This window comes from Streptomyces sp. NPDC104309 (genome assembly GCF_055584025.1).
Genome location: NZ_JBVJMV010000015.1, coordinates 134,986 through 161,522, shown reverse-complemented (window position 1 = coordinate 161,522; position 26,537 = coordinate 134,986). Strand labels below are relative to the sequence as shown.

The 26,537-nt window shown below is 69.2% G+C and carries 27 protein-coding genes; 21 read left to right on the top strand and 6 right to left on the bottom strand.

The window, feature by feature from the left end; all coding sequences use genetic code 11:
* Positions 1–110: 110 nt before the first annotated feature.
* The gene (locus tag ACZ68L_RS23100; RefSeq protein ID WP_469579710.1) at positions 111–1,313 is read right to left on the bottom strand and encodes a sensor histidine kinase; all 1,203 of its coding nucleotides are present in this window, start codon (positions 1,311–1,313) and stop codon (positions 111–113) included.
* Positions 1,314–1,631: 318 nt separating this feature from the next.
* Here ACZ68L_RS23100 and ACZ68L_RS23095 point away from each other — a divergent pair, with 318 nt between their 5' ends.
* The 3 genes from ACZ68L_RS23095 to ACZ68L_RS23085 all read left to right on the top strand — a co-directional run bounded on the left by ACZ68L_RS23095 (position 1,632) and on the right by ACZ68L_RS23085 (position 9,579).
* Complete coding sequence (locus ACZ68L_RS23095) at positions 1,632–7,784, top strand: DNRLRE domain-containing protein (protein WP_469579770.1); 6,153 nt, start codon at positions 1,632–1,634, stop codon at positions 7,782–7,784.
* A gap of 30 nt (positions 7,785–7,814) precedes the next feature.
* Positions 7,815–8,024 (top strand): hypothetical protein, encoded by a 210-nt coding sequence (locus tag ACZ68L_RS23090; protein WP_469579708.1) that lies wholly within the window; start codon positions 7,815–7,817, stop codon positions 8,022–8,024.
* Positions 8,025–9,042: 1,018 nt separating this feature from the next.
* Positions 9,043–9,579 carry a hypothetical protein gene (locus ACZ68L_RS23085; RefSeq protein WP_469579706.1) on the top strand — a complete coding sequence of 179 codons (537 nt, stop codon included), beginning with the start codon at positions 9,043–9,045 and terminating at the stop codon, positions 9,577–9,579.
* Positions 9,580–10,217: 638 nt separating this feature from the next.
* On the opposite strand, the gene ACZ68L_RS23080 is transcribed toward ACZ68L_RS23085, so the two are convergent.
* The 5 genes from ACZ68L_RS23080 to ACZ68L_RS23060 form a co-directional block, all read right to left on the bottom strand.
* The gene (locus ACZ68L_RS23080; RefSeq protein WP_469579704.1) at positions 10,218–10,823 is read right to left on the bottom strand and encodes a response regulator; all 606 of its coding nucleotides are present in this window, start codon (positions 10,821–10,823) and stop codon (positions 10,218–10,220) included.
* A gap of 49 nt (positions 10,824–10,872) precedes the next feature.
* On the bottom strand, positions 10,873–12,912 hold the full coding sequence (locus tag ACZ68L_RS23075; RefSeq protein WP_469579768.1) for a PIG-L family deacetylase: 2,040 nt from the start codon (positions 12,910–12,912) through the stop codon (positions 10,873–10,875).
* A gap of 281 nt (positions 12,913–13,193) precedes the next feature.
* Positions 13,194–13,589: a GNAT family N-acetyltransferase gene (locus ACZ68L_RS23070; protein WP_469579767.1), complete on the bottom strand. Its 396-nt coding sequence runs from the start codon at positions 13,587–13,589 to the stop codon at positions 13,194–13,196.
* Between the two features lie 103 nt (positions 13,590–13,692).
* Entirely contained in the window at positions 13,693–15,930 is a 2,238-nt protein-coding gene (locus tag ACZ68L_RS23065; RefSeq protein ID WP_469579701.1) for a poly(A) polymerase, read from the bottom strand.
* Positions 15,931–17,601 carry an RNA ligase family protein gene (locus tag ACZ68L_RS23060; protein WP_469579699.1) on the bottom strand — a complete coding sequence of 557 codons (1,671 nt, stop codon included), beginning with the start codon at positions 17,599–17,601 and terminating at the stop codon, positions 15,931–15,933.
* Between the two features lie 509 nt (positions 17,602–18,110).
* Here ACZ68L_RS23060 and rpsJ point away from each other — a divergent pair.
* The 18 genes from rpsJ to rplR all read left to right on the top strand — a co-directional run bounded on the left by rpsJ (position 18,111) and on the right by rplR (position 26,502).
* A complete protein-coding gene (gene rpsJ, locus ACZ68L_RS23055) occupies positions 18,111–18,419 on the top strand; it encodes a 30S ribosomal protein S10 (protein ID WP_003948644.1) in 309 nt (102 codons plus the stop codon).
* 13 nt (positions 18,420–18,432) lie between these two features.
* Positions 18,433–19,077, top strand: a complete 645-nt coding sequence (rplC, locus tag ACZ68L_RS23050; RefSeq protein WP_469579697.1) for a 50S ribosomal protein L3 — start codon at positions 18,433–18,435, stop codon at positions 19,075–19,077.
* A gap of 4 nt (positions 19,078–19,081) precedes the next feature.
* Complete coding sequence (rplD, locus tag ACZ68L_RS23045; RefSeq protein ID WP_093897249.1) at positions 19,082–19,732, top strand: 50S ribosomal protein L4; 651 nt, start codon at positions 19,082–19,084, stop codon at positions 19,730–19,732.
* On the top strand, positions 19,732–20,055 hold the full coding sequence (gene rplW, locus ACZ68L_RS23040) for a 50S ribosomal protein L23 (RefSeq protein WP_093897250.1): 324 nt from the start codon (positions 19,732–19,734) through the stop codon (positions 20,053–20,055). The genes rplD and rplW overlap by 1 nt, the downstream gene beginning before the upstream one ends.
* A gap of 40 nt (positions 20,056–20,095) precedes the next feature.
* Positions 20,096–20,932 (top strand): 50S ribosomal protein L2, encoded by an 837-nt coding sequence (rplB, locus tag ACZ68L_RS23035; RefSeq protein WP_327258877.1) that lies wholly within the window; start codon positions 20,096–20,098, stop codon positions 20,930–20,932.
* Between the two features lie 12 nt (positions 20,933–20,944).
* Positions 20,945–21,226 carry a 30S ribosomal protein S19 gene (gene rpsS / locus ACZ68L_RS23030; RefSeq protein WP_023539342.1) on the top strand — a complete coding sequence of 94 codons (282 nt, stop codon included), beginning with the start codon at positions 20,945–20,947 and terminating at the stop codon, positions 21,224–21,226.
* Positions 21,227–21,269: 43 nt separating this feature from the next.
* Positions 21,270–21,617: a 50S ribosomal protein L22 gene (rplV, locus tag ACZ68L_RS23025; protein WP_073733141.1), complete on the top strand. Its 348-nt coding sequence runs from the start codon at positions 21,270–21,272 to the stop codon at positions 21,615–21,617.
* Entirely contained in the window at positions 21,617–22,453 is an 837-nt protein-coding gene (gene rpsC / locus ACZ68L_RS23020) for a 30S ribosomal protein S3 (protein ID WP_030914139.1), read from the top strand. Before rplV ends, rpsC begins: the two co-directional genes overlap by 1 nt.
* 5 nt (positions 22,454–22,458) lie before the next feature.
* Positions 22,459–22,878, top strand: coding sequence for a 50S ribosomal protein L16 (gene rplP / locus ACZ68L_RS23015; RefSeq protein WP_014047785.1), 420 nt, complete (start codon positions 22,459–22,461; stop codon positions 22,876–22,878).
* Positions 22,878–23,102, top strand: a complete 225-nt coding sequence (gene rpmC / locus ACZ68L_RS23010; RefSeq protein ID WP_124716937.1) for a 50S ribosomal protein L29 — start codon at positions 22,878–22,880, stop codon at positions 23,100–23,102. The genes rplP and rpmC overlap by 1 nt, the downstream gene beginning before the upstream one ends.
* Positions 23,102–23,386, top strand: a complete 285-nt coding sequence (gene rpsQ, locus ACZ68L_RS23005; protein ID WP_030977953.1) for a 30S ribosomal protein S17 — start codon at positions 23,102–23,104, stop codon at positions 23,384–23,386. Before rpmC ends, rpsQ begins: the two co-directional genes overlap by 1 nt.
* Before the next feature lie 106 nt (positions 23,387–23,492).
* Positions 23,493–23,861, top strand: a complete 369-nt coding sequence (rplN, locus tag ACZ68L_RS23000; RefSeq protein WP_003966950.1) for a 50S ribosomal protein L14 — start codon at positions 23,493–23,495, stop codon at positions 23,859–23,861.
* Between the two features lie 2 nt (positions 23,862–23,863).
* The gene (rplX, locus tag ACZ68L_RS22995) at positions 23,864–24,187 is read left to right on the top strand and encodes a 50S ribosomal protein L24 (RefSeq protein WP_003966949.1); all 324 of its coding nucleotides are present in this window, start codon (positions 23,864–23,866) and stop codon (positions 24,185–24,187) included.
* Positions 24,187–24,744: a 50S ribosomal protein L5 gene (gene rplE / locus ACZ68L_RS22990; protein WP_093897251.1), complete on the top strand. Its 558-nt coding sequence runs from the start codon at positions 24,187–24,189 to the stop codon at positions 24,742–24,744. Before rplX ends, rplE begins: the two co-directional genes overlap by 1 nt.
* A 2-nt stretch (positions 24,745–24,746) precedes the next feature.
* Complete coding sequence (locus ACZ68L_RS22985; RefSeq protein WP_003948630.1) at positions 24,747–24,932, top strand: type Z 30S ribosomal protein S14; 186 nt, start codon at positions 24,747–24,749, stop codon at positions 24,930–24,932.
* Positions 24,933–25,156: 224 nt separating this feature from the next.
* Positions 25,157–25,555 carry a 30S ribosomal protein S8 gene (gene rpsH / locus ACZ68L_RS22980; RefSeq protein ID WP_030351444.1) on the top strand — a complete coding sequence of 133 codons (399 nt, stop codon included), beginning with the start codon at positions 25,157–25,159 and terminating at the stop codon, positions 25,553–25,555.
* A gap of 21 nt (positions 25,556–25,576) precedes the next feature.
* Positions 25,577–26,116: a 50S ribosomal protein L6 gene (gene rplF / locus ACZ68L_RS22975; RefSeq protein ID WP_093540757.1), complete on the top strand. Its 540-nt coding sequence runs from the start codon at positions 25,577–25,579 to the stop codon at positions 26,114–26,116.
* A 2-nt stretch (positions 26,117–26,118) separates the two neighbouring features.
* Positions 26,119–26,502 (top strand): 50S ribosomal protein L18, encoded by a 384-nt coding sequence (rplR, locus tag ACZ68L_RS22970; protein WP_093540756.1) that lies wholly within the window; start codon positions 26,119–26,121, stop codon positions 26,500–26,502.
* Positions 26,503–26,537: the final 35 nt, after the last annotated feature.

Below are 26,537 nucleotides of genomic sequence, written 5' to 3'. Positions count from 1 at the left end.
GACTGTCTGACCTGGTTGCTCCGCACAGAGCACCAAGAAGGGCCCCGATCCTCCGCGCAAGCGGTGGGCCGGGGCCCTTCGGCGTTGACGGACGTCATGCGGGTCCCGAGTCAGCCCACGGGGTCGCGTTGAGGTGCGGGGCCCCGTGGTGTGTCCGGGTGTCGGATTCGGCCCGTGATCCGGCTGCCGCTCGGCAGTGGCAGCCGGACCAGCAGACGGAAGTGTCCCGGCGACGGCCGCTCGGTGGTCACGGTTCCGCCGAGTGCGGCGGCGCGGGCGGCGAGGTTGGTGAGGCCGGTGCCCGGAGCGGTGGTACCGGGCGAGTCGGTGGCGTCGTTGCCCACGGAGAGTTCGACGGACCCGTGGTTGGTGGGTTTCGTGCGGGCGACACTCAGGGAGATCGAGCAGTGGGTCGCTCTGGAGTGATGCAGGACATTGGCGACGGCCTCCCGTGCGACCACGGCGAGACAGTGGTCGACGGCCCGGGGCAGTTCGTCGGGGGTGATCGGGGCGATGTCGCTGCGCACGGTGATCCCGGCGGTGGCGAGGACGTGGACCGCCTGGGCGAGTTCCGTGGCCAGTGACAGGGTGACGTTGTCGCGGGAGACGGCTCGAACCTCGGCGAGGGTGCGCCGGGCGGTGGCGGCGATCTCGTCGAGGACGGCGGCGGGCTCGTCGTCCTCCGTGCGTTGGGAGGCGCGGATCGCGATCAGGGCGAGCGCGGAGCCGAGGACGTCGTGCAGATCGCGGGCGATACGGTCGCGTTCGGTCTGTACGGCCGTGTGGGCGGCGTGGTTCTGCGCGGCGTGCAGCCGGGCGACGAAGAGCGCGAGCTGGGCAATGCCGTAGACGCTGCCCGCCGTGGTCAGGGTGGCGATCAGGACGCCGAGGCCGCTGCGGTTCTCGAACTCAAGTCCGCTGACCAGAAGTGGACCGCTGGCACAGACCGCCACCGCGACGAGCAGAGAGGCGGGGCGCGGAACGGTCAGCAGGACGGCCCCGGCCAAGAACCCCAGCAGACTCAGCCAGGGCAGCTTGAGCAGCAGCACCGGTCCGTAGGTGAGCCCGGCCTGGAGGATCAGGAGAACCCATCGGGCCCGGTAGCGCAGACGGTACGGCGGGGGCGCGTACTGCCCGAGGAGCACGGCGGGCAGGAGGATCAGCAGGATCAGCGCGGTCACGGCCGACCGGCGGCTCAGGGGGAGCGTGACCAGGTCCAGAGCGAGCAGCGCGACGGTTCCGCCGACCAGGAGAACAAGCGTGGTGCCGGCGGTGAGGGCGTGGCGCGGGGAAGGGCGACGGAAACGGAGCATCGACTTCCAGGACGTGAGAGGGGCGCGGAGGGTTGTACGCCGGGTCGGTCCGAGGACCGTCGTGGCCTGTGGTGATCCGGATGCGAATCCGTATTCGTGACGTGGTCACTTCACTACTCAGGGTGCGGAGACTTGACTCGTCGGCGATTCGGTCGTCGAACGAGGGAGTCACCTCCTGTGAAGAGCGAGTGGAACGCGTCAAGAGCCCCCAACGCGAGCAGGAAGAGACGGGCCCTGCCCCGGATCGCCCTGACGCTGGCCGGCCTGCTGGTCGCGGAGGTGGCGGTCACCGTGGCCACCACCGGCGAAGCCGTCGGCATGTCCGCCGGGAAGGAGGCGGCGGCGTTCCGCGCCGCCCCCACGCCCCCGAAGAAGGTCACCGAGGCCGCCGACGTCAACGCGGCGCGGGTCGCGGCCCGGCTCTCGGGCAACCGCGTGGAGGTCCTGTCCGAGCGGACCGAGACCTCGACCACGTACGCGGAGCCGGACGGGAGTCTGTCGGCCGAGTTGTTCCAGGCACCGGTACGCACGCGCGAGAGCAAGGGCGCGTGGGTCGACCTCGACACCGAACTGGAGCGGGTCGGCCGGGACTACGAGCCGCGGACGGCACTCGCCGACATCACGGTCTCCGGCGGAGGGGGAACCGAACCCGGCCTGCTGGCCTCCGTCGAGCGCGGAGCGAAGTCGTTCGGCATGGGCTGGCAGGAGGCGCTCCCCAAGGCCGAGGTCGAAGGTGACCTCGCCTCCTACGACCTGGGCGGCAGTCAGACCCTGACGGTGCGGGCGCTGGCCGACGGGTTCGAGCAGAACGTCGTCCTCGACAAGGCGCCGGCCCAGCCACCCGTCTACCGCATTCCGTTGCGGCTGAAGGGACTTGTGCTGTTCCGGGACGAGGAGACCGGAAGGCTCCTGCTCAAGGACGCGGCGGGGAAGCTGACCGCCGAAGCGCCTGCACCGGTGATGTGGGACTCCTCCACCGATCCCGCGTCCGGCGAGTCCCGGCACCTCGCCCAGGTGGACACCAGCATCGAAACGGCGAAGGACGGCGCGCAGACACTGGTGCTCAAGCCCGACCCGGAGTACTTCCGGACGTCCGGGCTCACCTACCCCGTGACCGTCGACCCGACCTCGACACTGGCGGCGTCCACCGACACCTGGGTCGCGACCAACTATCCCGACTCGCAGTCATCGTCCAAGGAACTCAAGTCCGGTACGTACGACGCGGGTTCGACCAAGGCGCGGTCCTATCTGAAGTTCGACGTCGCCAAGTTCGGCGGGCAGAAGATCCTCTCCGCGAACCTGTCGCTGTACTCGTACTGGTCCGCGACCTGCGCCACCAATGGCTCGGGTACGCAGATACGCCGGGTCACCTCGTCGTGGACGAACTCCGGACTGACCTGGGGAGCCCAGCCGTCCACCACCGATACCGGCGCGGTCACCAGTACCAAGGCGCTCGGATTCTCATCGGCCTGCCCGGCGGGCACCGTCAACTTCAACGTCGCGGGCATCGTGCAGGCCTGGGCGGACGGAGCCGCCAACCACGGCGTGCAGGTGCGGGGCGTCACGGAGACGGATTCCAGCACCTGGCGTCGGTACCGCTCGTCCAAGTACGCCGCCGGTGACAATGCGGTGGAACCGCACCTGACGGTGAAGTACAACTCCTACCCCGCGAAGCCGGCTTCGGTGGCCATCACGCCATCGCAGGTGAACGCCTACAACGGCAAGCGGTACGTCACCTCCCTCACCCCGCAGCTCTCGGCCAAGGTGACCGACGCGGACGGCGACACGGTCAAGGCGCAGTTCGAGATCACCGCGGACCCCAAGTACACCGACGGGGCCGGATACGCATACACCGCCACGAGTGCCGGGGTAGCCTCCGGCGGAACCGCGAAGATCACGGTCCCGGCGGCGAACGCCTTCCCGTCCGGCTCACACCTGCGCTACCGGGTGCGGGGCTACGACGGCTCGTTGTACGGGGCGTGGACCGGCTACACCACCTTCGTGCTGAACACGGCGAAGCCCGCCGCGCCCGGCGTCAGTTGTGTCCCGTACGCCAAGGACACCTGGACGGAGAAGAACGCCGACGGTGCCCAGTGCACCTTCTCCACCACCTCCACCGACGGCCAGGGGTATCTGTACGGTCTGAACGACCCGGCCACCCCGAAGCGGATCGACGACACGGTCAAGGGCAGCGGCGGCGACCCGCTGACCGTCACCCTCAAGCCGGGCGACGGCTGGCACACGCTGTACGCGCGGACGATCGACTCGGGCGGCAATCTGTCCAACGCCACCACCGCGTACGAGTTCGGCGTCGGCGACGGCGCGGCCCTCCTGACGCCTCGTGACGGCGACCGGCCGGCCCGGCGGCTGAGCCTCGGCGCGAAGGGCAAGCCCACCTACACCGGTGTCACGTACCAGTACCGACGGGGAGAGACGGACACCTGGGCCGACGTTCCCTCCGCCGCCGTCACCAAGGACGCCGACGGAGCGAAGGTGACCGGCTGGCCCTTGGCCATCATCGCCGGCAGCCCGCCGAAGCTGACCTGGAACATCACCGACAGCCTCGCCGAGGACGGCCCGGTCGACGTCCGAGCCGCCTTCACGGACGGCTCGGTGACCCGCTACTCCCCGGTGGCGACCGTGACGGTCGACCGCAACGCGGGGACCGCGCCCAGCGAGTCGGTGGGTCCCGGCACGGTGAACCTGCTGACCGGCGACCTCACCCTCTCCGAGACCGACGCCTCCGCCTACGACCTGTCCGTCACGCGCACCGCCTCCTCGCGGAAGCCCGATGCCGGGGCGAAGCAGAGCGGGCAGTTCCCGATCTACGGCAAGGAGTGGAGCGCGGGGACGGTCGCGGAGCTGACCGAATCCGACTGGTCGTACCTCAAGCAGTCCACCACGACCTCGGTTGCCCTGGTGGACGTCGACGGCGAGGAGTTGGGCTTCACCAAGCTCAGCAACGGCGGCTGGAAGCCGGAGCCCGGCGCCGATGAGTTCACCCTGACCGGTTCGCTGACCGGGTCGTTCACACTGAAGGACACCGAAGGCACGGTCACGGTCTTCACCAAGCCGTCGGGCGCCACCACCTGGCAGGTCGCCTCCTCCACCATGGACGGGCTCACCAACTCCACCACCACGGTCGTCTCCGAGACACTGACCGTCGGAACCGACAAGCTGGTCCGACCGGCGCGCATCATCGCGCCCACGACGGCCGCGTCCGCGAGCACCTGCACGGCGACGCCGTCCACCAAGGGCTGCCGCTCGCTGGAGTTCGTCTACGCGGCAACCACGACGGCCACGGGGAGCACGCTGGGCGACTTCAAGGACCAGCTGCGCGAGATCCGCCTCTGGGCCACGGCGCCGGGCGCGTCGGCGGCCACCGCGAAGGCCGTGCAGACATTCACCTACGACAGCGCGGGCCGGCTGCGGCAGGCCTGGCACCCGCAGATCTCGCCCGCTCTGAAGACGGAGTACACGTACGACGACGCGGGCCGGATCACCCAGGTGACGCCGCCGGGCGAGCTGCCGTGGACCATGACGTACGGCAAGGCGGGCAACGCGGCGACCGCGGGTGACGGGATGCTCCTGAAGGTGTCGCGCGCTGCCCTCAAGCCGGGCACGAGCGCCACGCCCGAGGGCACGGCGACCACGAGTCTCGTCTACGACGTGCCGCTGAGCGGAACCAAGGCCCCGTACGCGCTGGGCACCTCGGACACCGCGGCCTGGGGACAGGGCGCGGCGCCGACCGACGCGACCGCCGTATTCCCCGCCGACGTCGTCCCCGCCTCCCACGCGGGTTCGGGGCTCGGGGCGGGCGACTACAGGCGCGCCACCGTCACCTACACCGACGCCTCCGGGCGTCAGGTCAACACCGCACAGCCCGGCGGCCACATCTCCGCCACCGACTACGACCAGTACGGCAACACGGTGCGCGAGCTCACCGCCCGCAACCGGGAGATCGCCGTGGGCAGGACGGCGGCGGCGAAGGAGACCCTGGCCGACCTCGGCCTCGACGGACTGTCCTCGGCGGCGCGTGCCGAACTGCTCGCCACCCGCACCATCTACGACGACAAGGGCATCAAGGAGCTGGAGGAGTTCGGCCCGGCCCGCCGCGTCGATCTGACCACGTCCGTCACCTCCGGTTCGACCACGCTTCCGGCAGGTGAGTCGGTGGTGGCCCGCACCTGGACGAAGAACACCTACGACGAGGGCCGTCCCACCGACGGAACGGCGACGGTGGAGAACCAGATCACCAAGGTCGTCACCGGAGCCCAGCTCCTGGACTTCCCGGCGACCCACGCAGAGCAGCGGGTGACGCAGACGACGTACGACTGGGTCAAGGGCCTGCCGACGAAGACGATCACCGATCCGTCCGGCCTCGCCCTGACCAGCACCAAGGAGTACGACGCGCAGGGCCGGGTCATCAAGGAGCTGCTGCCCGGCGCCACCGGCACGGACGCCGCCACACGCGTCACGACGTACTGGTCGGCGACCGGTACGGGCACCTGCGCGGGGCGCCCCGAGTGGGCGGACCTTGTCTGCTCCACCGGACCCGCTGGAGCGGTCACGGGCGGCGGGAGCAATCCGAGCGGCCTGCCGGTGACCACCACCGAGTACGACTGGTACGGGGCGACGGTCAAGGCGGCGGAGACCGCCAACGGGATCACCCGGACCACGACCAGCACGTACGACGCCGCCGGCCGCGCCCTGAAAACGGCGACGACGGGTGGCCTGGGGGCGGCGGTGCCGGACGCCACGACCGAGTACGACCCGAACACCGGCCAGGCGGCCCGCACGGTCTCCACGACCGGCGGCACGATCACCAGGGCGTTCGACAAGCTGGGCCGTGAGGTGTCCTACACGGACGCGGACGGGGGTGTGACCACCACCGAGTACGACCTGCTCGGTCGCCGGACGAAGGTCACGGACTCCGTCCCGTCGACGGTGACGTACACCTACGACCACACTGCCGAGCCGCGCGGTCTGGCCACGAAGACGGTGGACTCGGTGGCGGGCGCCTTCACGACCGCGTACGACGCGGACGGCGGGGTCGCCACCGAGCGGCTCCCCGGCGGCTACACCCTCACCGTCGACCAGGACACCACCGGCACCACGGTGGGCCGCACCTACACGCGGGACAGCGACGGTGTGCTGGTGGCCTCGGACATGGCCTCCGAGTCCGTCCACGGACAGGTCACGTCGCACACCGGCTGGTCGGCGCAGGAGTACGCGTACGACAAGGCGGGCCGGCTGACCTCGGTCGACGACACCGTGGGCGATGTGTGCACGCGCCGCGCCTACACCTTCGACAAGCGCACCAACCGCACCCGGCTGACATCGTCCGCCGCACCGGAGGGCGCCGACTGCACGAGCACGGGCGCGGTCACGACGACGTCGCACGCCTATGACAGCGGCGACCGGCTCGTGGACACGGGGTACGCGTACGACGCGTTCGGCCGCACCACGGCCATGCCGGGCTCGTCCTTCGCGTACTACGCCAACGATCTGGTTCAGTCCCAGATCACGGATGACCAGCGCCAGACCTGGACGCTGGACGCGGCACAGCGCTTCCGTGCCTGGTCCGTCGAGACGGACATCGACGGCACCTGGACCCGGTCGGCGGCCAAGCTCAACCACTACGACGGCGACGGGGACAACCCACGCTGGACGGCGGAGGACACGGCCGCGGGGACGAGCGGCGCGGTGAGCCGCAATGTCGAGTCCGCGTCGGGCGACCTCGCCGCGACGACGGGTTCGGCGGATGGCAGCACCGCCCTGCAACTCACCAACGTCCACGGCGACGTGATGCTCGCCCTTCCGCTCGCGGAGGGAGAAGGCATCGTCGCGTTCGACAGCGACGAGTACGGCAATCCGCGGGCCGGTCAGCTGCCGGTGCGGTACGGCTGGCTTGGCGGCAAGCAGCGCTCGGCGGAGACGCTCACCGGGCTGACGTTGATGGGCGTGCGCCTCTACAACCCGGTCACCGGGCGGTTCCTGTCGCCCGACCCTGTGTACGGGGGCAATGCGAACGCCTACGAATACACACACGCTGACCCGGTGAACCAGTTCGACCTCGACGGAAGATGGAGCTGGGCGAAGAAGCAGTGGAAGCGATTCACCAACAAGATGCACCGAACCGGCCGCAACCCCAACTGGCGGTCGATTTACTGGTCCGGGAAGTTCGCGATCAGCTCGGCGGCGCTCGTTGCGCCCTTCGGCCGGGTGAAGACGGCCCGTAATGTGTGGCGCGCTGCGAAGAGCCCTCGCTCGACGGTGCGGCGGTGCTTCAAATCTGGCGGCAGGTTTGTCACCTGCGCGGGGGCGGGCTGGGGCGTGCAGACCGCGGTGAGCGATTTCCGGAACTGGAACGCCAATCGCCGATTCCGGAATGACTGGAATGACTCATTGACGAACGACGGTCGTCGCTCGGTCTGCAGGAAGTACACAGGAAAGTCCAGCTGTCGGTGAACTCCGTTCAGCTTGCGAATAGAAGGACCGATGCACCGATACAAGTTGACGTTTCTCCTGGTTTTCGTCCCCTCCATGCTGGGAAGCGGGATCAGCAGAATCAAAGATTCTGGCTGGTCGCTGATATGGGGCGTGCTGGAAGTGGCACTCGGTGTCGCGATCTCGGTGGGCGCGATCGGTGAGATCCGGGAGGGGTTGAAGCGCAGACGCGGGGAGGGGGAGCGCAAAGATGGCCCGTGAGTGAGTACCCCGTCGACGACCGAAAGGGAGCTATACGTCAGTAAACGATGGGGAACCGGTGGATCTGGCGGTCGGGACCGTCAGATCCACCCGTGCCGCTCCCTGATGCGCACCGCGTCGACGAGGGTGCGGGAGTGCGTGCTGGGCGGCGCGACGGGGCAAACGTTGCCGGGAGGGGCGCTAGCCCGCCGCACCCGTAACCGCCAATCCGAGCGGAGACAGAGGTGACCGGGTGGCACACCGATGCGCCACCCGGTCACCGGAACTCTGTGCCAGGCAGCGAAGGAAGGATTTGAGGAAAGCGTGGGCAACGTCGACAGGAATATGAAAAATCGATTGGCTTTCTGCCTGGCGTACATATGGCTGCTACTCGTCGGGGCTGCCGGCGCGACGGCGACACAGCCAGGAGGCTTCGTCGATCATCTTTGGGGGTATGTTTCACGCACCTCGACCATCATTGTTTCGATAGTCGCACTTCTTTACGCCGCCCTGGCTCCAGTGGTGGGACCTGCATTCATCTCGCTGGGCGCGAGCGTGAGACCTACCGGGAAATGGTCCCGCTTTACAGCTGGAATTTATATTCTGGGACTAACTGGTCTTTTCGTCCTTGGATCCGGTCTCCTGCAGGGGGCCGGAGACATAATCGGCAGGGCCAGAGCCGTTGGTCAATTTTTCGTCACACCTGGATGCTTGGTTGTGGCCGTATTGACCGCCGCCTACTGCGCATGGTCCCCGGTGGTCTGGCCGACTGGCGCATTCATTCGCTGGTTGACCGCAAGATCGCACGGGCGGCATGTCAGGCCTCGCGGCCCTGACGAGAGTTCTCAGTAGTCACTCACCAGAGCGGGTCAGGATTCCGTCTGCCGTCGCTACCCGGGATATCGCGGGCCAAGCGGTACGTGTACCTGAGCCTGCAGCGCTGTGGTCGTCGTTTCGCCTACATGTACTTCAGAGCAGGGGCCAATCCATGCCGCAACAAATGGGAGCGGCGTGCCGTATGGACCGATGGGGGTTACTCGTGCTGAAGCAGTCCTCAAGGCGGCCTTGGTGGCTGTTCGTGCTGCTCGGCGCCGTCGGCTTGACGTGCTTGGCGGCCGTCGGGGTATGGGTCGTCGGTGTTTCTATGATGTCCGACCCGGGACCTCCGCCTGTAGGCGTCAGGATCGACGGCGCGCATATCACGGTGAAGGCCCCAGTCTGTCCGGACGAGAGGGTCGAGAAGGTCGAGGTTTTCGACAACGAAGCCGAACGGCTGCTGTGGCAGGCGTCCGCACCCCGGACCGAGACAGGGCGACGCGGTGAGGTGATGCTCTGGGATGCCGCGGCGTTCCTGAAGCCGGGGTCTGGTGTGCGGCCGCGGAACCTGCCAGAGGAACTGGCGGTGTCGTTCACGCTCGCTGGTTCCTCCGGTGGACCGGAAGTCGCTTTCGCTCCCTCCGAAGTCACAACGGCCCAGCTTTCCGAAGGTCAGTTCTGGACGACCGACGGTCCGATGTCCGCCGAGGAGATCGACAGACAGGGCGTGTGCCGAGTAGATGAGACTCCTTCCGCCTAAGGGTCCGCAGATGAACAACATGAGGGCGAGCGACGCGCTGACCTGCGATGTCAAGTCATAAAACCCACACATTAATTCTCTGCGGGCCCTAAGAGGAGCTCACAAAATGGGCGCCCGGCGCGCAACGTCTGCCGCGAGCTGATCGAACTCCCATTTGTGAGCGCCTCCAAGGGTGGTTGACGGCTGCCGGGTCGTGCCGACAGCGCTGCCCGGCAGTCGTCGGGAGCCGCGGCGCGGACGGCGGAGTCACCGTCGTACCGGTTGCGGTTCTCTCCGTCATGACCGGAATGCGCCGCCGGGGTTCTTCGTCCCGGCATCGCGCCCTCATCGCAAGGCGAAAGTCGGCGAGGGCCACCGCTGAACGGTGAGCTCCGTCAGATGCCTTGATCACGACGAAAGGGGTTACTGAACCAAGTTGATCAACAGCGGAACTCTGCGGTGTTCTTCGCGCTGGGTTGCCTGTACCTGATCGGCGGAATTGTCGATACGTTGTTCGTCGGCAAGGCCGATGGTGCCCCATCCTCGGGTCCGTCGGACTGATCCTGGCTGTGGCGTGAATGTTCGAGCGACGTACGGAGTGACTTGCCGTCGAGTGAGATCCGGGCATCGTCGGCAGGGCCGACAGCAGGACACAGGCGTCAAATCCATCCGTGCCATTCCCCGATGCGTACCGCGTCCACGAGGGTGCGTGCGTGCAGTTTGCCCGTGGCGAGGGAGAGATGGTTGCGGACGGTGCGTACGGAGAGGAACAGCTCGGCCGCCGTCTCGGCGGCGCCCATGCCCTGGGCGGCCAGGCGCAGGATGTCGGTTTCGCGTGGGGTGAGTGGGGAGGCGCCGGCGTCGCGTTCCTCGGCGAGCAGACCGGGGTCGTACACCGTGCCGCCCGCCACCACCGTGCGGATCGCGGCCACCACTTGCCTGGCCGAGGCCGACTTCAGCAGGTAACCGGCCGCGCCCGCTTTCCGGGCTGCCCGGAGGTGTCCTGGCCGGTCGAGCACGGTCAGGATGAGGGTGCGGCATGACGGCAGTCGTTCAGTGAGCTCACGGGCTGTGGCGATGCCGTCCTGGCCAGGCATGGACACATCCAGCACCGCAACGTCGGGGCGGGTGGCCAGGGCGGCCGCGAACACCTCGTCCCCGCGGGCGGCCTGGGCCACGACCTCGATGCCGTGCTCGCGCCCGAGCACGGCGACGAGTCCCTCCCGTACGACCGTCATGTCCTCGGCGATCAGCACCTTGATCATGATCAGAGGATGTCAGCCGCGACACTTCGGCATGCGCTCACGTGCGTCGTCAGGCCGGCAGGGGGCGCCAGAGCCAGGGGTGGGCGTCGACCCCCAGTGCCACCACCGTCGGCCGGCCGGCCGTTCCGACGTGCAGCGCGGGGCCGTCCAGCGCGACGGGGCCGCGCTGTCGTACGACGAGCCTTCCGGCGGTACGGACCTGGATCAGGCCCTTCTCGGAGCGGCCGAGCAGTACCGCGCGTTGCGACGACCCGCCGGCGGTGACCGGCCCGTACCCGTCGAAGCCCACCCGGTCCTCGATCAGCCGCCCGTACCCGTCGATGCCGGTCTCCGCCGCCGTCTCCCCGGTCCGTACGGTCGTCAGAGCCGCCTTCGCCGCCGCGCGGTAGTACAGCTCGATGGTCCCGTCCGCCCCGGGCAGCGCGGCCGGGCCGTCGCCGGGCACCGGCACCCCGCTGATCTGGGTGCGCGCGGTGACCTCGTCCCCGGGCGCGTCCTGCGTCCAGTGGTGCACCGCGAAACGGCCCGCCGCGAACACATGGACACACCCCGCGTCGTTCACCACGGCACTCAGCCCGTCCTGGATCTCGCCGCCGCCCGTGTCCCGCCAGCCGCTCCACCGCCCGGCCGTGTCCCGTACCCGCGTACTGAGGCCCTTCTCCGCGTTCCGCACGAAGAGATGGACCCGTCCGTCGGGGGCGGCGATCGCGACCGGGACGCCGATCCGGCGCCCGCCGTCGTCATCCCGCACCGGGTTCCCCAGCCCCTGCCAGGCACGGAAGCCGCCGCCGGGGGAGCGCTGTTCCAGCACGACGATCTCGCGTTCGTTGTCCCCGCCGTGTCCGCTGAGCGCGGCGAACCGCAGCCCGAGGAGCAGCTGCCGCCCGTCCGGCAGGGTCGCGCCGCCCAGGATCGGCGCGAGCGGGCCGCCGCCGAGGTCGTCCGGGGTGTCCCACGTCCCGCTGCCCGGCGCGCTCTCGCGCCAGCGCACCGCCCGCAGCCCCAGCACCCCATACGCGACGAGCCGGCCGTCCGGGTCGGTGGCGACGACGGGCCGTGGGCCCGGGTAGCGGTAGCGGGTGGACCGTACCCAGCCCTTCCGGTTGGTCAGCGGTCGGTTGCCGCCCACGTTGTAGTCCCCGCAGCCCGCGGGGTTGCCGCACCGCCAGTCGGCCGAGCCCCCGTACGGCACCAGGTGCGATGCCTTCTCGGCCAGCACGGCCGGCGGCAGGTTCTTGGGCCAGTGCCGGTTGTAGTAGCCGCGGAACGCGGTGGTGGCGAAGCTCGGCACCCCGCCGCCCGCGGCCGTGGTCCGGGCCACCCACCGGATCAGCGCCGTCCAGGTGAACAACGCCGTCGCGGTGTGGTCGGGGTGGTCGGAGTAGCCCTTCTGCTCACTGTCCCGCCGCCGGACGAGCTCGCTGCTGTGCTGGATGTCGGGGTCCGGGTCCATGGTGTGCACGATGCTCGGCCGGTAGCGGTCGAACAGTCCGCCCAGGACGTCGACGAGCCCGTCGTAGGTGTACGAACCCACCTTCTGGAGCGGCGAGTCGTCGGCGACGACGGTGGGCAGGACGAGCCGCCGGTCCTGCCAGAGGCTGGGCAGCCCGAGGCGCCCGTACGAGGTGTGCATGGCGGTGTTGATGAAGATCAGCTCGACCTTGCGGCCGCCGTTTCCGAGGCGGTTGATCTCGGCGCGGTGGTTGCCGTGGAGATCGATGACGGACTTCTGCCACTTTGCGAACCTGCCGAGGCCGAGCAGCGTCGCGTACGCCTGGCGGAGCCCCTGGTGACGTGAGGAGGAGTACGCCGCCTTGTCGGGCGCGGGCAGCGGCCGGCCCGGGGCATGGTTGACGCCGGTGGCCTCGCCCGCGGTCAGATAGACGCAGACCAGCGGTGTACCGGCGTCGAGGGCCTGCTGGGTGTCCGGGTTCATGAAGTACAGGTCGTCGTCCGGGTGGGCGAGGACCTGCATCATCAGGGCCGGGTGCGAGGTGCTGATGGGCAGGCCGGGCAGCGGGTCGGGGGTCGGGTTGCGGCGGCGCGGCGATGCGGGCGCGGTGCAGGCGCTGAGGGCGGTCAGGCTCATCGCACCGGCCGCCGTCAGCAGGGTGCGCCGCGGCAGCCCCGTACGAGATGCGCGCAACGCAGGTCGATCCGTCACACCGTGCTCCGTCCACTTCCCCCGCAGCGGGCGGCTGTACGGCCCTGCGCTGCGTGCCGATTCCATGCGGGCGGCGGAGGGGGCCAGCCGCTGCCGCGAGGGGATAGACGGAGAATCCGGAGGGTGGGTTGCCTGGGTTTCTGCGGATGTGGGCCGGGCGGCGCCGAACCGGGCGGCGCCGAACCGGGCGGCGCCGCGCCCCCTGATCAGTACGCGGGGGTGCGCACCATGAACACGTCGATCGGGTCCTGCCGCTCCTCGGTGAACCCGTGCCGCTCGTAGAGCGCGCGGGCGGCGCTGCCCTGCAGTACGTCCAGCCGTACGGTCATGCCTTCCTCGTCGGCCCGCGCGAGCAGCGAGCGCAGCACGCCGGTGCCGATGCCGCGTCCCTGGAGGGCGGGGGAGAGATAGAAGTTCTCCAGCCACAGCCCGCCCTCGACCGGCCGCAGGGTGACACAGCCCGCGAACGCGCCGTCCATGAGGATGACGGAGGTGTGCTCCGGCGCGTACACGTCCCGCAGCCGCTGCCGTACACGGTGTTCGTCGTAGCGCCTGAGCCGCTCCAGGTCGGGGCGCATCACGGTGGCCCGCAGCTCGGCCATGACCTCGATGTCCTCGGGCTCGGCGGGGCGCAGGGCCCAGGAGGCCTCGGTGGTGCTGGTGTTCACGCGGGGATTCTCGCAGTCCGGCTGCCGTCGGTTTCCGTCACCGCGGTTCCGGTGCGGCCGCCCCCTCGGCCCGGCGCAGCCCCGCTCCCGGGATGCCGCGCAGCAGCCGGGCGCCGATCTCCGCGAGCCGGGTCCCGTCCGGCGGGGTGCGGCCCAGGCCGATGGCGTACTGGACGAGGGAGGCGTCGGCGGTGACCGGGCGGGGCCAGGCGTGGGCGTCCGGGGAGCCCGCTTCCGCGAGGGCGGCGAGCAGGGCCAGGAACCGGCCCCGGAGCCGTCCCTCGTCAAGGCCGGGCTGCACGGAGACGATCGCCCAGGCGGCATGCCGCAGACGCAGCGGCGGCGGGGCGCAGAGCAGGGCGTGCGGTACGGGCTCGGTGTCGGCGGCGGACTCCAGGATCTCCCAGGCGCCAAAGAGCTCCTCGGCGACGAGATCGCGGCCCGCTGGGGAGACCTGCGAGGTGCAGGAGCGGACGGGGGCGGTCGGGGTCAGCACGGTGAGAGGGGACGCGTCCGGCGGCGGGGGACCGGAGCCGACCGGCCGGCTCCAGTCCCACGCGGCCCAGGTCACGAAGAAGTGCCGGAGCAGGGGGAGCGGCGGCAGATCCCCGGCCTCGTGGGCGGTACGGGCCGCCAGCACGGTCCATGCCAGGCCGGGCAGTCCGCCGCACGGGGCGGAGTCCAGACCGCGCGCCCGCGCCCATCCCTTCACCTCGCGGGCGAGCCGGGTGAACGCGTCCCGGTGCGGGTCCGTCGCCGCGAGCACCGCGTCCGCGTCGCTCACCGCACCGAGCGCCGTCGCCGCCGCCTCGCCCAGTTCGCCGCGGCGGGCGACCGCCTCGGCGGGGGAGAGGCCGCCCGTCGCGACCGTCACCAGGTCCACCCGGAGCCCGGCGAGATCGAAGCGCAGTCCGGGTACGCGGGCTCCGGTCACCTCGCGCAGGCCGACGGCGTCCGGCAGGGCGGCGTTCAGCCGCTCCCGTGTCCCCGGGAGGTCCCCGTCCCCGGGCAGCGCCGCGACCAGGTCCACGTCGGCGCCGGGCAGCGCACAGCCCATCCGCCGTGAACCGACCAGGTGGACGCGCGCCTCCGGCAGGGCGGCGGCCACTCTGCGCACGAGGTCCGCCGCATCGGCCTCCGCCGCGTCGTTCCCGGCCGCAGCGGCGCCCATCGCACCGGTCAGCTCCACCCGCACCCCGAAGTGGTCCGATATGTACAGCCCGTCCGGCGCCGCCGCTTCGCCCAGCAGAGCCGCCGACACGGGCCGCAGCCGCCCCGGGCGGACCAGCACCCGGTCGAGCCGGGAAGCCCGCCCCGTCAGGGAGGAGACGGCCGCCAGCGGGTTGACGGACGGATCGAAGGTCGGCCTCCGGTCGTCGGCGCCGCGCACCCGGCTCCAGGCGTCCGCCATCCCCAGCCGCTCCTGCGGGGTGTCGCCGCCGTCGTTGAAGTCGCCGAGCAGCGTCACATCGCCCTCGATGGCGGCCAACCCCGTTGCCAGATCGACCAGTTCGGCGTCGCGCCGGGCCGCGCCGTTCGCCGAGTGGTCGCTGCTGAGATGGGTGACCGCGACCGTGACGGGTCCCTCCGCGCTCTCCACGACCACGGCGGCGACCGCCTTGTGCTGGCCGAGAACGTGCAGGCCCGCCTCCCGCACGGGGAGTCTGCTGAGCAGCAGCAGACCGCAGTCGGCGGCATCCCGGCCGGCCGGGTCGGCCCAGAAGGTGTAGTTCTCGCGGACCCAGGGCGCGGACAGCAGCAGACCGACCAGGGCGGGCTCGGCCTCCTGGAGGGCGATGACGTCGGCGTCCGCCGCATGCAGGGCGTCGAGGAGGAGCGGCCGGCGCCGCGCGGTGTCGATGCGGTCGCTGTCGTAGCGGTCCCAGAGGGTGTTCCAGGTCAGCAGCGTCAGGAGAGCGGGCGGCGCGGATGTCGGGACGCCCTCGGGCACGGGCGCCCAGGCGTCCTTCGGCGCGGAGAACGCGTGCGGCGTGCGGGAGGTGAAGTAGGGGGACGGCAGCCAGCGCGGGGCGCGTACCCGCCCGGCGTCCGTCGCGTCGATCCGGTCCACACCCGAGGGCCGGTCCCACACCACCTCGCCGTCCGCCTCGAAGAACAGCACCCGGTGCCAGGGAATCTCCCCGCCGGGCGTGAACCGGTGCAGCGGCACCCGTTCCGGCCCGGCCCCGCGCTGCGCCACGCCCATCACGAAGCGCGCCGGGTCGAACCGGGCGTCCCAGCGGACCCGGTGGTAGATCTCCTCGCTGGTACGCATCTACGTCCTGTCCTCCACGGTTCCGCTCGCGCCGATGTACCAGGTGCGGTGCGCCTGGCCGGGATACGGGGGTACGAACCGGTGCAGCTGCGAGGTCAGCACCGCCGGGGGCACCGGGTGGGTGCGGCGTTCGTTGCGGCGCAGGAGTTCCGCCCCGTCGACCAGGGCCACGGCGTGGGTCAGCAGCGCGTCCCTGCGCCGCGCGACGGCGTGCACCAGGGAGCGCTGGTGCACGTTGAGCGAGGTGGCGTCCCAGACGACCGTGCCACCCGCGGCGAGCGCGGTGTCCAGCCGGTCCAGGCCCTCGCGCAGTACGTCTCCGTTGGCCTTCTGGTCGGCGCGTGATCCCCGGGCCAGCCGCAGGTCGTCGAGCGAGAGATACGTGTCGACGCCGGGCAGCCCGCGGGCGAAGGTGCTCTTGCCGCTGCCGGAGGGGCCGACGAGATGGACCAGGCGGGGGAAGTCCCCGGCCCGCCACCGCCAGGTCGCCGCGACGGCTTCCTCGGCGGTGCCGACCCGCCCCGCGGCGTACGCCTCGCGGGCCTGCGCCCGGCAGCGGTCGGCGGCGGCCGGGTCCAGGTCCGCGAACGCCTCGCGCAGCCCGTCCGGCTCCCGTACCTCCTGCGCGTGCAGCGACGACCACTCCACCTGTTCACGCGCCTCGTCGGTGTCCGCCACCGTGGCGGCCAGCGCGTGCAGCAGCGGCAGATCGGCGGCGAACGACATCCGGGCCAGTCCGGCCCGGCGCTCCTCGTCCGGGTAAGGGCGGTGCAGCGCGGGGTGCAGTCCGACGAGGTCCGCGACGCGGCGGGCGAGCGGCATCCCCAGCGTCCGCGCGAGCGCGGGCGCCAGCTCGGCCCGCCGACCGCGGTGCAGCAGCGCGGCCAGTACGCCGGTCAGCCGGTCGTCGCCCGTCCGGCCCGACGCGTCGAGGGCGTCCCCCATCGCGGCTGCGGCCCCGGAATCCCCCGGCGCCGTGCCCACGGCGGCGGCCAGTGCCGCCGCGTCGACGGGCGCCCCGGAGCGTACGGCCCACAGGGCGGCGGCCGGACCGAGCCCGTTCTCCACGACGGAGGCGTGCATCCAGTGCGTATCGGTCCGTACATGGCCCGGCCGCACCCACTTCGCCACCCGGCGCCCGAACTCCGGTGCGTCGAACCCGTCCACGGGCCTGACGACGTACCCCTCCTGCCGCCCGGTGTCCGGCCTCAGCGCACGCAGCGCCTTCTCGGCACGCGCGTCGAACACCCCCCGCCACAGGACCGGTGGCACCGGAATCCCCAGTTCGCGCAGGAACGCCACGGTCCGGTCCCAGTCGAGACAGTGCTCCTCGTCCCAGACCGAGAAGCCGTAGAAGTAGCCCTCCAGGTTTCCGTACGGGATCGAGTGGCGCGCGAACATGTTCTCCCCGCACACCCGCCGACCTTCGGGGATCCGGGCGCCGATCCGGCCCTGGAGCGCCTTCACCCAGCCCCGTGAGGGGTGGTGGGCGGAATCGAGGGAGCGGGCGTGCAGGCCGTCGGTGTAGAGGGTGGTGTTCTCGCCGTCCAGCTTCTCGGTGACGACGACCTCGCGGCCCGTCAGTCCGGAGAGATCCGCGATCCGTACGTCGTCCGAGGCGGCCCCCGGGGACCAGGGCAGATGAGGGGTACGTGGATAGTGCGTACGCATGATCGATGCCCCTGGTGACGACGGCGTGCCCGGCCGGTCACTGTAGGGGCGGGGGTGTACGGCACTCGACCGAATTACGATGAGCGCCGCCCGGCGCTGCTCCCACTGCGCGCCCGCGTTTGACCGAGCGAGCGCGCGGGGTAAGATCCTCGGCCCGATTGGCCAGGCTCGCGCCCCGTATGGCACACTGCTCAGGTTGCTCGGTTGAGTGTCAATGCTGCGCGCCTCCCGCCGGGAGGACCGGAAGCGAGTCCCACAGTACTCGTCGACCCCCTGCGGGTCGGACGTACGGGAATCTTCCGGGAAGCGCCAGTGGGGCACCGGCCAGGCACCCGGTGGGTGTTCCGCCCCCGGTCTCGCGGTCCTCGGGCCCGCACCCCCTTGGTTGGGAAATCCTTCGGGAGATCTGCGTAGAGGGGATGCGACACGCCCGACCGCGTGGGTCGGAGACGGAGTCTTTAGAACCCCCGGGTTCCAGAGCGTTACGAGAGACAGGACTACTAGTAGCCATGGCGGGACAGAAGATCCGCATCCGGCTCAAGGCCTACGACCACGAGGTCATCGACTCCTCGGCGAAGAAGATCGTCGAGACGGTGACCCGCACTGGTGCGTCGGTCGCGGGCCCGGTGCCGCTGCCCACTGAGAAGAACGTGTACTGCGTCATCAAGTCGCCGCACAAGTACAAGGACTCGCGCGAGCACTTCGAGATGCGCACGCACAAGCGCCTCATCGACATCCTCGACCCCACGCCGAAGACGGTTGACTCGCTGATGCGTCTCGACCTGCCGGCGGGCGTCGACATCGAGATCAAGCTCTGAGGTGACGCGCGAGATGGCTAAGAACATTAAGGGCGTCCTGGGCGAGAAGCTCGGCATGACCCAGGTCTGGGACGAGAACAACCGGGTCGTCCCGGTGACCGTCGTCAAGGCCGGGCCCTGCGTCGTCACCCAGGTCCGCACCAACGACAGCGACGGCTACGAGGCAGTCCAGATCGCCTTCGGCGAGATCGACCCGCGCAAGGTGAACAAGCCCCTCAAGGGCCACTTCGCCAAGGCCGACGTGACCCCGCGCCGCCACCTGGTGGAGCTCCGCACCCCTGACGCCGGCGAGTACACGCTGGGCCAGGAGGTCACTGCCGAGGTGTTCGAGTCCGGCGTCAAGGTTGACGTCACGGGCAAGAGCAAGGGCAAGGGCTTCGCCGGTGTGATGAAGCGTCACAACTTCAAGGGTGGCAAGGCGTCCCACGGTGCCCACCGTGTGCACCGCATGCCCGGCTCCATCGGTGGCTGTGCCACCCCCGGCCGTGTCTTCAAGGGCATGCGCATGGCGGGTCGCATGGGCAACGAGCGTGTCACCACCCAGAACCTGACCATCCACGCGGTTGACGCGGAGAAGGGTCTGCTCCTCATCAAGGGCGCAGTCCCCGGTCCGAACGGCGGCCTCGTCCTGGTCCGTACCGCGGCCAAGGGGGCTTGAGGTAATGAGCACCATTGACATCCTTTCGCCGGCAGGCGACAAGGCCGGTACCGTCGAGCTCCCCTCGGAGATCTTCGACGCGAAGACCAGCGTTCCGCTGATCCACCAGGTCGTTGTCGCACAGCTGGCAGCTGCCCGTCAGGGCACGCACAAGACCAAGACCCGCGGCGAAGTCCGTGGTGGTGGCCGCAAGCCGTACCGCCAGAAGGGCACCGGCCGCGCGCGCCAGGGTTCGACCCGTGCGCCGCAGTTCGCCGGCGGTGGCGTCGTCCACGGCCCGCAGCCGCGTGACTACTCGCAGCGGACCCCGAAGAAGATGAAGGCCGCCGCCCTGCGCGGTGCCCTCTCCGACCGGGCACGCCACTCCCGTATCCACGTCGTCACCGGCGTGGTCGACGGTGCAGTCTCCACGAAGGCCGCGAAGACGCTGTTCGGCAAGATCTCGGAGCGCAAGAACCTGCTCCTGGTCGTCGACCGCGCCGACGAGGCCGCGTGGCTGTCCGCCCGCAACCTGCCCCAGGTGCACATCCTGGAGCCGGGCCAGCTGAACACGTACGACGTGATCGTCTCTGACGACGTGGTCTTCACTCAGGCCGCCTTCGAGTCCTTCGTGTCTGGCCCCCAGACCGCTGAGACCGAAGGGAGCGACGCCTGATGAGCGAGGCGACCGTTACCAGCAAGACCTACTCGGACCCGCGCGACGTTCTCGTCAAGCCGGTCGTTTCCGAGAAGAGCTACGCGCTGCTCGACGAGAACAAGTACACGTTCATCGTCGCGCCCGGCTCCAACAAGACCCAGATCAAGCAGGCCGTGGAAGCGGTCTTCTCGGTCAAGGTCACCGGGGTCAACACGATCAACCGGCAGGGTAAGCGCAAGCGCACCAAGACCGGTTTCGGCAAGCGTGCTGACACCAAGCGCGCCATCGTGACCCTCGCCGAGGGCGACCGTATCGACATCTTCGGCGGTCCGACCGCCTAAGGGCGGTCTGGATCGTCCGGAATCGGACGAGGACTGAGAAATGGGTATCCGCAAGTACAAGCCGACGACCCCGGGCCGTCGTGGCTCCAGCGTCGCCGACTTTGTCGAGATCACGCGGTCCACGCCGGAGAAGTCGCTGGTCCGCCCCCTGCACAGCAAGGGCGGCCGTAACAACGCCGGTCGGATCACCGTTCGCCACCAGGGTGGCGGACACAAGCGCGCCTACCGCGTGATCGACTTCCGTCGTCACGACAAGGACGGCGTGCCGGCCAAGGTCGCGCACATCGAGTACGACCCCAACCGCACCGCGCGCATCGCGCTCCTGCACTACGCGGACGGCGAGAAGCGCTACATCATCGCGCCGCGTGGCCTGACGCAGGGCGACCGTGTCGAGAACGGCCCGGCCGCCGACATCAAGCCCGGCAACAACCTGGCGCTGCGCAACATCCCGGTCGGTACGACCATCCACGCCATCGAGCTGCGGCCCGGCGGCGGCGCGAAGTTCGCCCGTTCCGCGGGTGCCTCCGTGCAGCTGCTGGCGAAGGAGGGCACCATGGCCCACCTTCGTATGCCGTCGGGTGAGATCCGCCTGGTCGACGCCCGCTGCCGCGCCACGATCGGCGAGGTCGGCAACGCCGAGCAGTCGAACATCAACTGGGGCAAGGCCGGTCGCATGCGCTGGAAGGGCGTTCGCCCGTCCGTCCGCGGTGTTGCGATGAACCCGGTCGACCACCCGCACGGTGGTGGTGAGGGCAAGACCTCCGGTGGACGTCACCCGGTCTCGCCGTGGGGTCAGAAGGAGGGTCGTACTCGCTCGCCGAAGAAGGCATCGAGCAAGTACATCGTCCGCCGCCGCAAGACGAACAAGAAGCGCTAGGAGCGGGTTTAGATGCCGCGCAGTCTCAAGAAGGGGCCCTTCGTCGACGGCCACCTCATCAAGAAGGTGGACGTACAGAACGAGGCAGGCACCAAGAACGTCATCAAGACCTGGTCCCGTCGCTCGATGATCATCCCGGCCATGCTGGGTCACACCATCGCGGTGCACAACGGCAAGATCCACGTCCCGGTGTTCGTCACCGAGTCGATGGTCGGCCACAAGCTCGGCGAGTTCTCGCCGACTCGCACCTTCCGCGGCCACGTCAAGGACGACCGGAAGTCGAAGCGCCGCTAAGCGCGGGGTGGAAACGACTATGACTCACACCGAAGGGACAACCATGGAAGCCAGGGCCCAGGCGCGGTACATCCGCGTCACGCCCATGAAGGCCCGCCGCGTGGTGGACCTCATCCGTGGCATGGATGCCACGGAGGCTCAGGCGGTCCTGCGTTTCGCCCCGCAGGCCGCGAGCGTGCCGGTTGGCAAGGTGCTGGACAGCGCCATTGCCAACGCTGCACACAACTACGACCACCCCGACGCCTCTTCGCTGGTCATCAGCGAGGCGTTCGTGGACGAGGGCCCGACCCTGAAGCGGTTCCGTCCGCGTGCTCAGGGCCGTGCCTACCGGATCCGTAAGCGGACCAGCCACATCACCGTGGTCGTCAGCAGCAAGGAAGGAACCCGGTAATGGGCCAGAAGGTTAACCCGCATGGGTTCCGGCTCGGCATTACCACGGACTTCAAGTCCCGTTGGTACGCCGACAAGCTGTACAAGGACTACGTCAAGGAAGACGTCGCCATTCGTCGCATGATGACGAAGGGCATGGAGCGGGCCGGCATCTCGAAGGTCGAGATCGAGCGCACCCGCGACCGCGTCCGCGTTGACATCCACACCGCCCGCCCGGGCATCGTCATCGGCCGCCGCGGCGCCGAGGCCGACCGCATCCGTGGCGAGCTGGAGAAGCTGACCGGCAAGCAGGTCCAGCTGAACATCCTCGAGGTCAAGAACCCCGAGGTGGACGCTCAGCTGGTGGCCCAGGCCGTCGCCGAGCAGCTCTCCTCCCGCGTCTCCTTCCGTCGTGCCATGCGCAAGAGCATGCAGAGCTCGATGAAGGCCGGCGCCAAGGGCATCAAGATCCAGTGCGGTGGCCGCCTCGGCGGCGCCGAGATGTCCCGCTCGGAGTTCTACCGCGAGGGCCGTGTGCCCCTGCACACGCTCCGTGCGAACGTCGACTACGGCTTCTTCGAGGCCAAGACGACCTTCGGCCGCATCGGTGTGAAGGTCTGGATCTACAAGGGCGACGTCAAGAACATCGCCGAGGTCCGCGCCGAGAACGCTGCTGCCCGCGCCGGCAACCGCCCGGCCCGTGGCGGCGCTGACCGCCCGGCCGGCCGTGGTGGCCGCGGTGGTGAGCGTGGCGGTCGCGGTCGCAAGCCGCAGCAGTCCGCGCCGGCAGCCGAGGCCCCCAAGGCCGAGGCTCCCGCCGCCGCTGCTCCGGCTGAGAGCACCGGAACGGAGGCCTGACCGAAATGCTGATCCCCCGTAGGGTCAAGCACCGCAAGCAGCACCACCCGAAGCGCAGCGGTATGTCCAAGGGTGGCACGCAGGTTGCGTTCGGCGAGTACGGCATCCAGGCGCTGACCCCGGCGTACGTGACGAACCGCCAGATCGAGGCAGCTCGTATCGCGATGACCCGCCACATCAAGCGTGGCGGCAAGGTCTGGATCAACATCTACCCGGACCGTCCCCTGACGAAGAAGCCGGCCGAGACCCGCATGGGTTCCGGTAAGGGTTCTCCCGAGTGGTGGATCGCGAACGTCAAGCCGGGTCGGGTGATGTTCGAGCTGTCCTACCCGAACGAGAAGATTGCTCGTGAGGCGCTTACCCGCGCTGCTCACAAGCTTCCGATGAAGTGCCGGATCGTTCGGCGCGAGGCAGGTGAGTCGTGATGTCGGCCGGTACCAAGGCGTCCGAGCTGCGCGAACTGGGCGGCGAGGAGCTCCTCAACAAGCTCCGCGAGGCCAAGGAAGAGCTGTTCAACCTCCGCTTCCAGGCGGCGACCGGGCAGCTCGAGAACCACGGTCGGCTCAAGTCCGTCCGTAAGGACATCGCCCGGATCTACACCCTGATGCGCGAGCGCGAGCTGGGCATCGAGACGGTGGAGAGCGCCTGATGAGCGAGAAGACTGTGACTGAGACGAACACCGACCGCGGTTTCCGCAAGACCCGTGAGGGTCTGGTCGTCAGCGACAAGATGGACAAGACCGTCGTCGTCGCTGTCGAGGACCGTGTCAAGCACGCGCTGTACGGCAAGGTCATCCGCCGTACGAACAAGCTCAAGGCACACGACGAGCAGAACGCCGCCGGCGTCGGCGACCGCGTCCTCCTGATGGAGACCCGGCCGCTGTCCGCCACGAAGCGGTGGCGCGTCGTCGAGATCCTCGAGAAGGCCAAGTAATTCCTGAGGGGCATTCCCCTCAGGCAGGTTCCGCCAGGCTCGGTGGGGTCCGCTCCGGTGACGGAGTGGCCCCCACCGGGAACCGGCAGACGATCAGGAGATAGACGTGATCCAGCAGGAGTCGCGACTTCGCGTCGCCGACAACACGGGTGCGAAGGAAATCCTCACCATCCGTGTTCTCGGTGGTTCGGGTCGCCGCTACGCGGGCATCGGTGACGTCATCGTCGCCACCGTCAAGGACGCGATCCCCGGTGGCAACGTGAAGAAGGGTGACGTCGTCAAGGCCGTCATCGTTCGCACCGTCAAGGAGCGTCGCCGTCAGGATGGCTCGTACATCCGCTTCGACGAGAACGCCGCCGTCATTCTGAAGAACGACGGTGACCCCCGCGGCACCCGCATCTTCGGCCCGGTGGGCCGGGAACTGCGCGAGAAGAAGTTCATGAAGATCATCTCGCTCGCGCCGGAGGTGCTGTAAGCATGAAGATCAAGAAGGGCGACCTGGTTCAGGTCATCACCGGTAAGGACAAGGGCAAGCAGGGCAAGGTCATCGTGGCCTACCCCGCTCAGGACCGCGTCCTCGTCGAGGGTGTCAACCGGGTCAAGAAGCACACCAAGGCCGGCCAGACCGCTCGCGGTTCGCAGACCGGTGGCATCGTCACGACCGAGGCCCCCATCCACGTGAGCAACGTTCAGCTCGTCGTGGAGAAGGACGGCAACAAGGTCGTCACGCGCGTCGGTTACCGCTTCGACGACGAAGGCAACAAGATCCGCGTTGCCAAGCGGACGGGTGAGGACATCTGATGGCTACCACCACCACTCCGCGTCTGAAGACGAAGTACCGCGAGGAAATCGCCGGCAAGCTGCGTGAGGAGTTCTCGTTCGAGAACGTCATGCAGATTCCCGGCCTGGTCAAGATCGTGGTCAACATGGGTGTGGGCGACGCCGCCCGCGACTCCAAGCTGATCGACGGCGCCGTGCGCGACCTCACCACGATCACCGGCCAGAAGCCGGCCGTCACCAAGGCCCGCAAGTCCATCGCGCAGTTCAAGCTGCGCGAGGGCCAGCCGATCGGCTGCCACGTCACCCTCCGTGGTGACCGGATGTGGGAGTTCCTGGACCGTACGCTGTCGCTCGCGCTGCCGCGTATCCGTGACTTCCGTGGCCTGTCGCCGAAGCAGTTCGACGGCCGTGGCAACTACACCTTCGGTCTCACGGAGCAGGTCATGTTCCACGAGATCGACCAGGACAAGATCGACCGGGTCCGGGGCATGGACATCACCGTGGTCACCACGGCGACCAATGACGACGAGGGTCGTGCCCTCCTTCGTCACCTCGGCTTCCCGTTCAAGGAGAACTGACCGTGGCGAAGAAGGCTCTGATCGCTAAGGCCGCCCGCAAGCCGAAGTTCGGCGTCCGCGGGTACACCCGCTGCCAGCGCTGCGGCCGGCCCCACTCCGTCTACCGCAAGTTCGGCCTGTGCCGCGTGTGCCTTCGTGAGATGGCTCACCGTGGCGAGCTGCCGGGCGTGACCAAGAGCTCCTGGTAATTCTCCTTCGCCCTCCGGGCGTTGGGAATTGACGGAAGCTCTCGGTAAGCATCTGGTCGGCAGGAGCCCGCCCTCACATGCCGTAGGCTTGTGGGGTTGGGCGCCTGCCGCCCAAGACCGACTTACTACGCCGTAGGTCCCCGCACCGCACCCGTCCCGCCACTGAGTGGGGAGAGGGATGGCGCATACAGGAAACCCCGGCGAGAGAGGCCGAAGGCCAATTCATGACCATGACTGATCCCATCGCAGACATGCTCACGCGTCTGCGTAACGCGAACTCGGCGTACCACGACGACGTCGTGATGCCGCACAGCAAGATCAAGTCGCACATCGCGGAGATCCTCCAGCAGGAGGGCTTCATCACCGGCTGGAAGGTCGAGGACGCCGAGGTCGGCAAGAACCTCGTCCTCGAGCTGAAGTTCGGCCCGAACCGCGAGCGCTCGATCGCCGGCATCAAGCGCATCTCGAAGCCGGGTCTGCGTGTATACGCAAAGTCCACCAACCTGCCGAAGGTCCTCGGCGGCCTGGGCGTGGCGATCATCTCCACGTCCCACGGTCTCCTGACCGGCCAGCAGGCCAGCAAGAAGGGCGTAGGTGGGGAAGTCCTCGCCTACGTCTGGTAGTCGGGAACGGAGGAATAGCTCATGTCGCGAATCGGCAAGCTCCCCATCCAGGTTCCCGCCGGTGTGGACGTCACCATCGATGGCCGCACGGTCGCGGTGAAGGGGCCCAAGGGCACCCTCTCGCACACCGTCGCGTCGCCGATCGAGGTCACCAAGGGCGAGGACGGCTTCCTCAGCGTCACCCGCCCGAACGACGAGCGTCAGAACAAGGCCCTGCACGGCCTGTCCCGCACGCTGGTGGCGAACATGATCACCGGTGTGACCCAGGGATACACCAAGGCGCTCGAGATCAGCGGTGTCGGTTACCGCGTCCAGGCGAAGGGCTCCAACCTGGAGTTCGCCCTGGGCTACAGCCACCCGATCCTGATCGAGGCCCCGGAGGGCATCACCTTCAAGGTGGAGTCCCCCACGAAGTTCTCCGTCGAGGGCATCGACAAGCAGAAGGTCGGCGAGACCGCGGCCAAGATCCGCAAGCTGCGGAAGCCTGACCCGTACAAGGCCAAGGGCGTCAAGTACGCCGGCGAGGTCATCCGCCGCAAGGTCGGAAAGGCTGGTAAGTAGCCATGGCATACGGCGTGAAGATCGCCAAGGGCGACGCCTACAAGCGTGCCGCCCTCAAGCGTCGCCACATCCGCGTCCGCAAGCACATCTCCGGTTCGCCGGAGCGTCCGCGCTTGGTCGTGACGCGGTCCAACCGCCACATGGTGGCTCAGGTCATCGACGACATCGCGGGCCACACGCTCGCGTCGGCGTCGACCCTGGACGTCTCCATCCGTGGTGGCGAGGGCGACAAGAGCACCCAGGCCAAGCAGGTCGGCGCCCTGGTCGCTGAGCGTGCCAAGGCCGCAGGCGTCGAGGCCGTCGTGTTTGACCGCGGTGGTAACCAGTACGCCGGGCGGATTGCCGCTCTGGCTGACGCCGCCCGTGAAGCCGGGCTGAAGTTCTAAGCCCCGGTTCCTACGCACAGCGGACGTAACAGAGA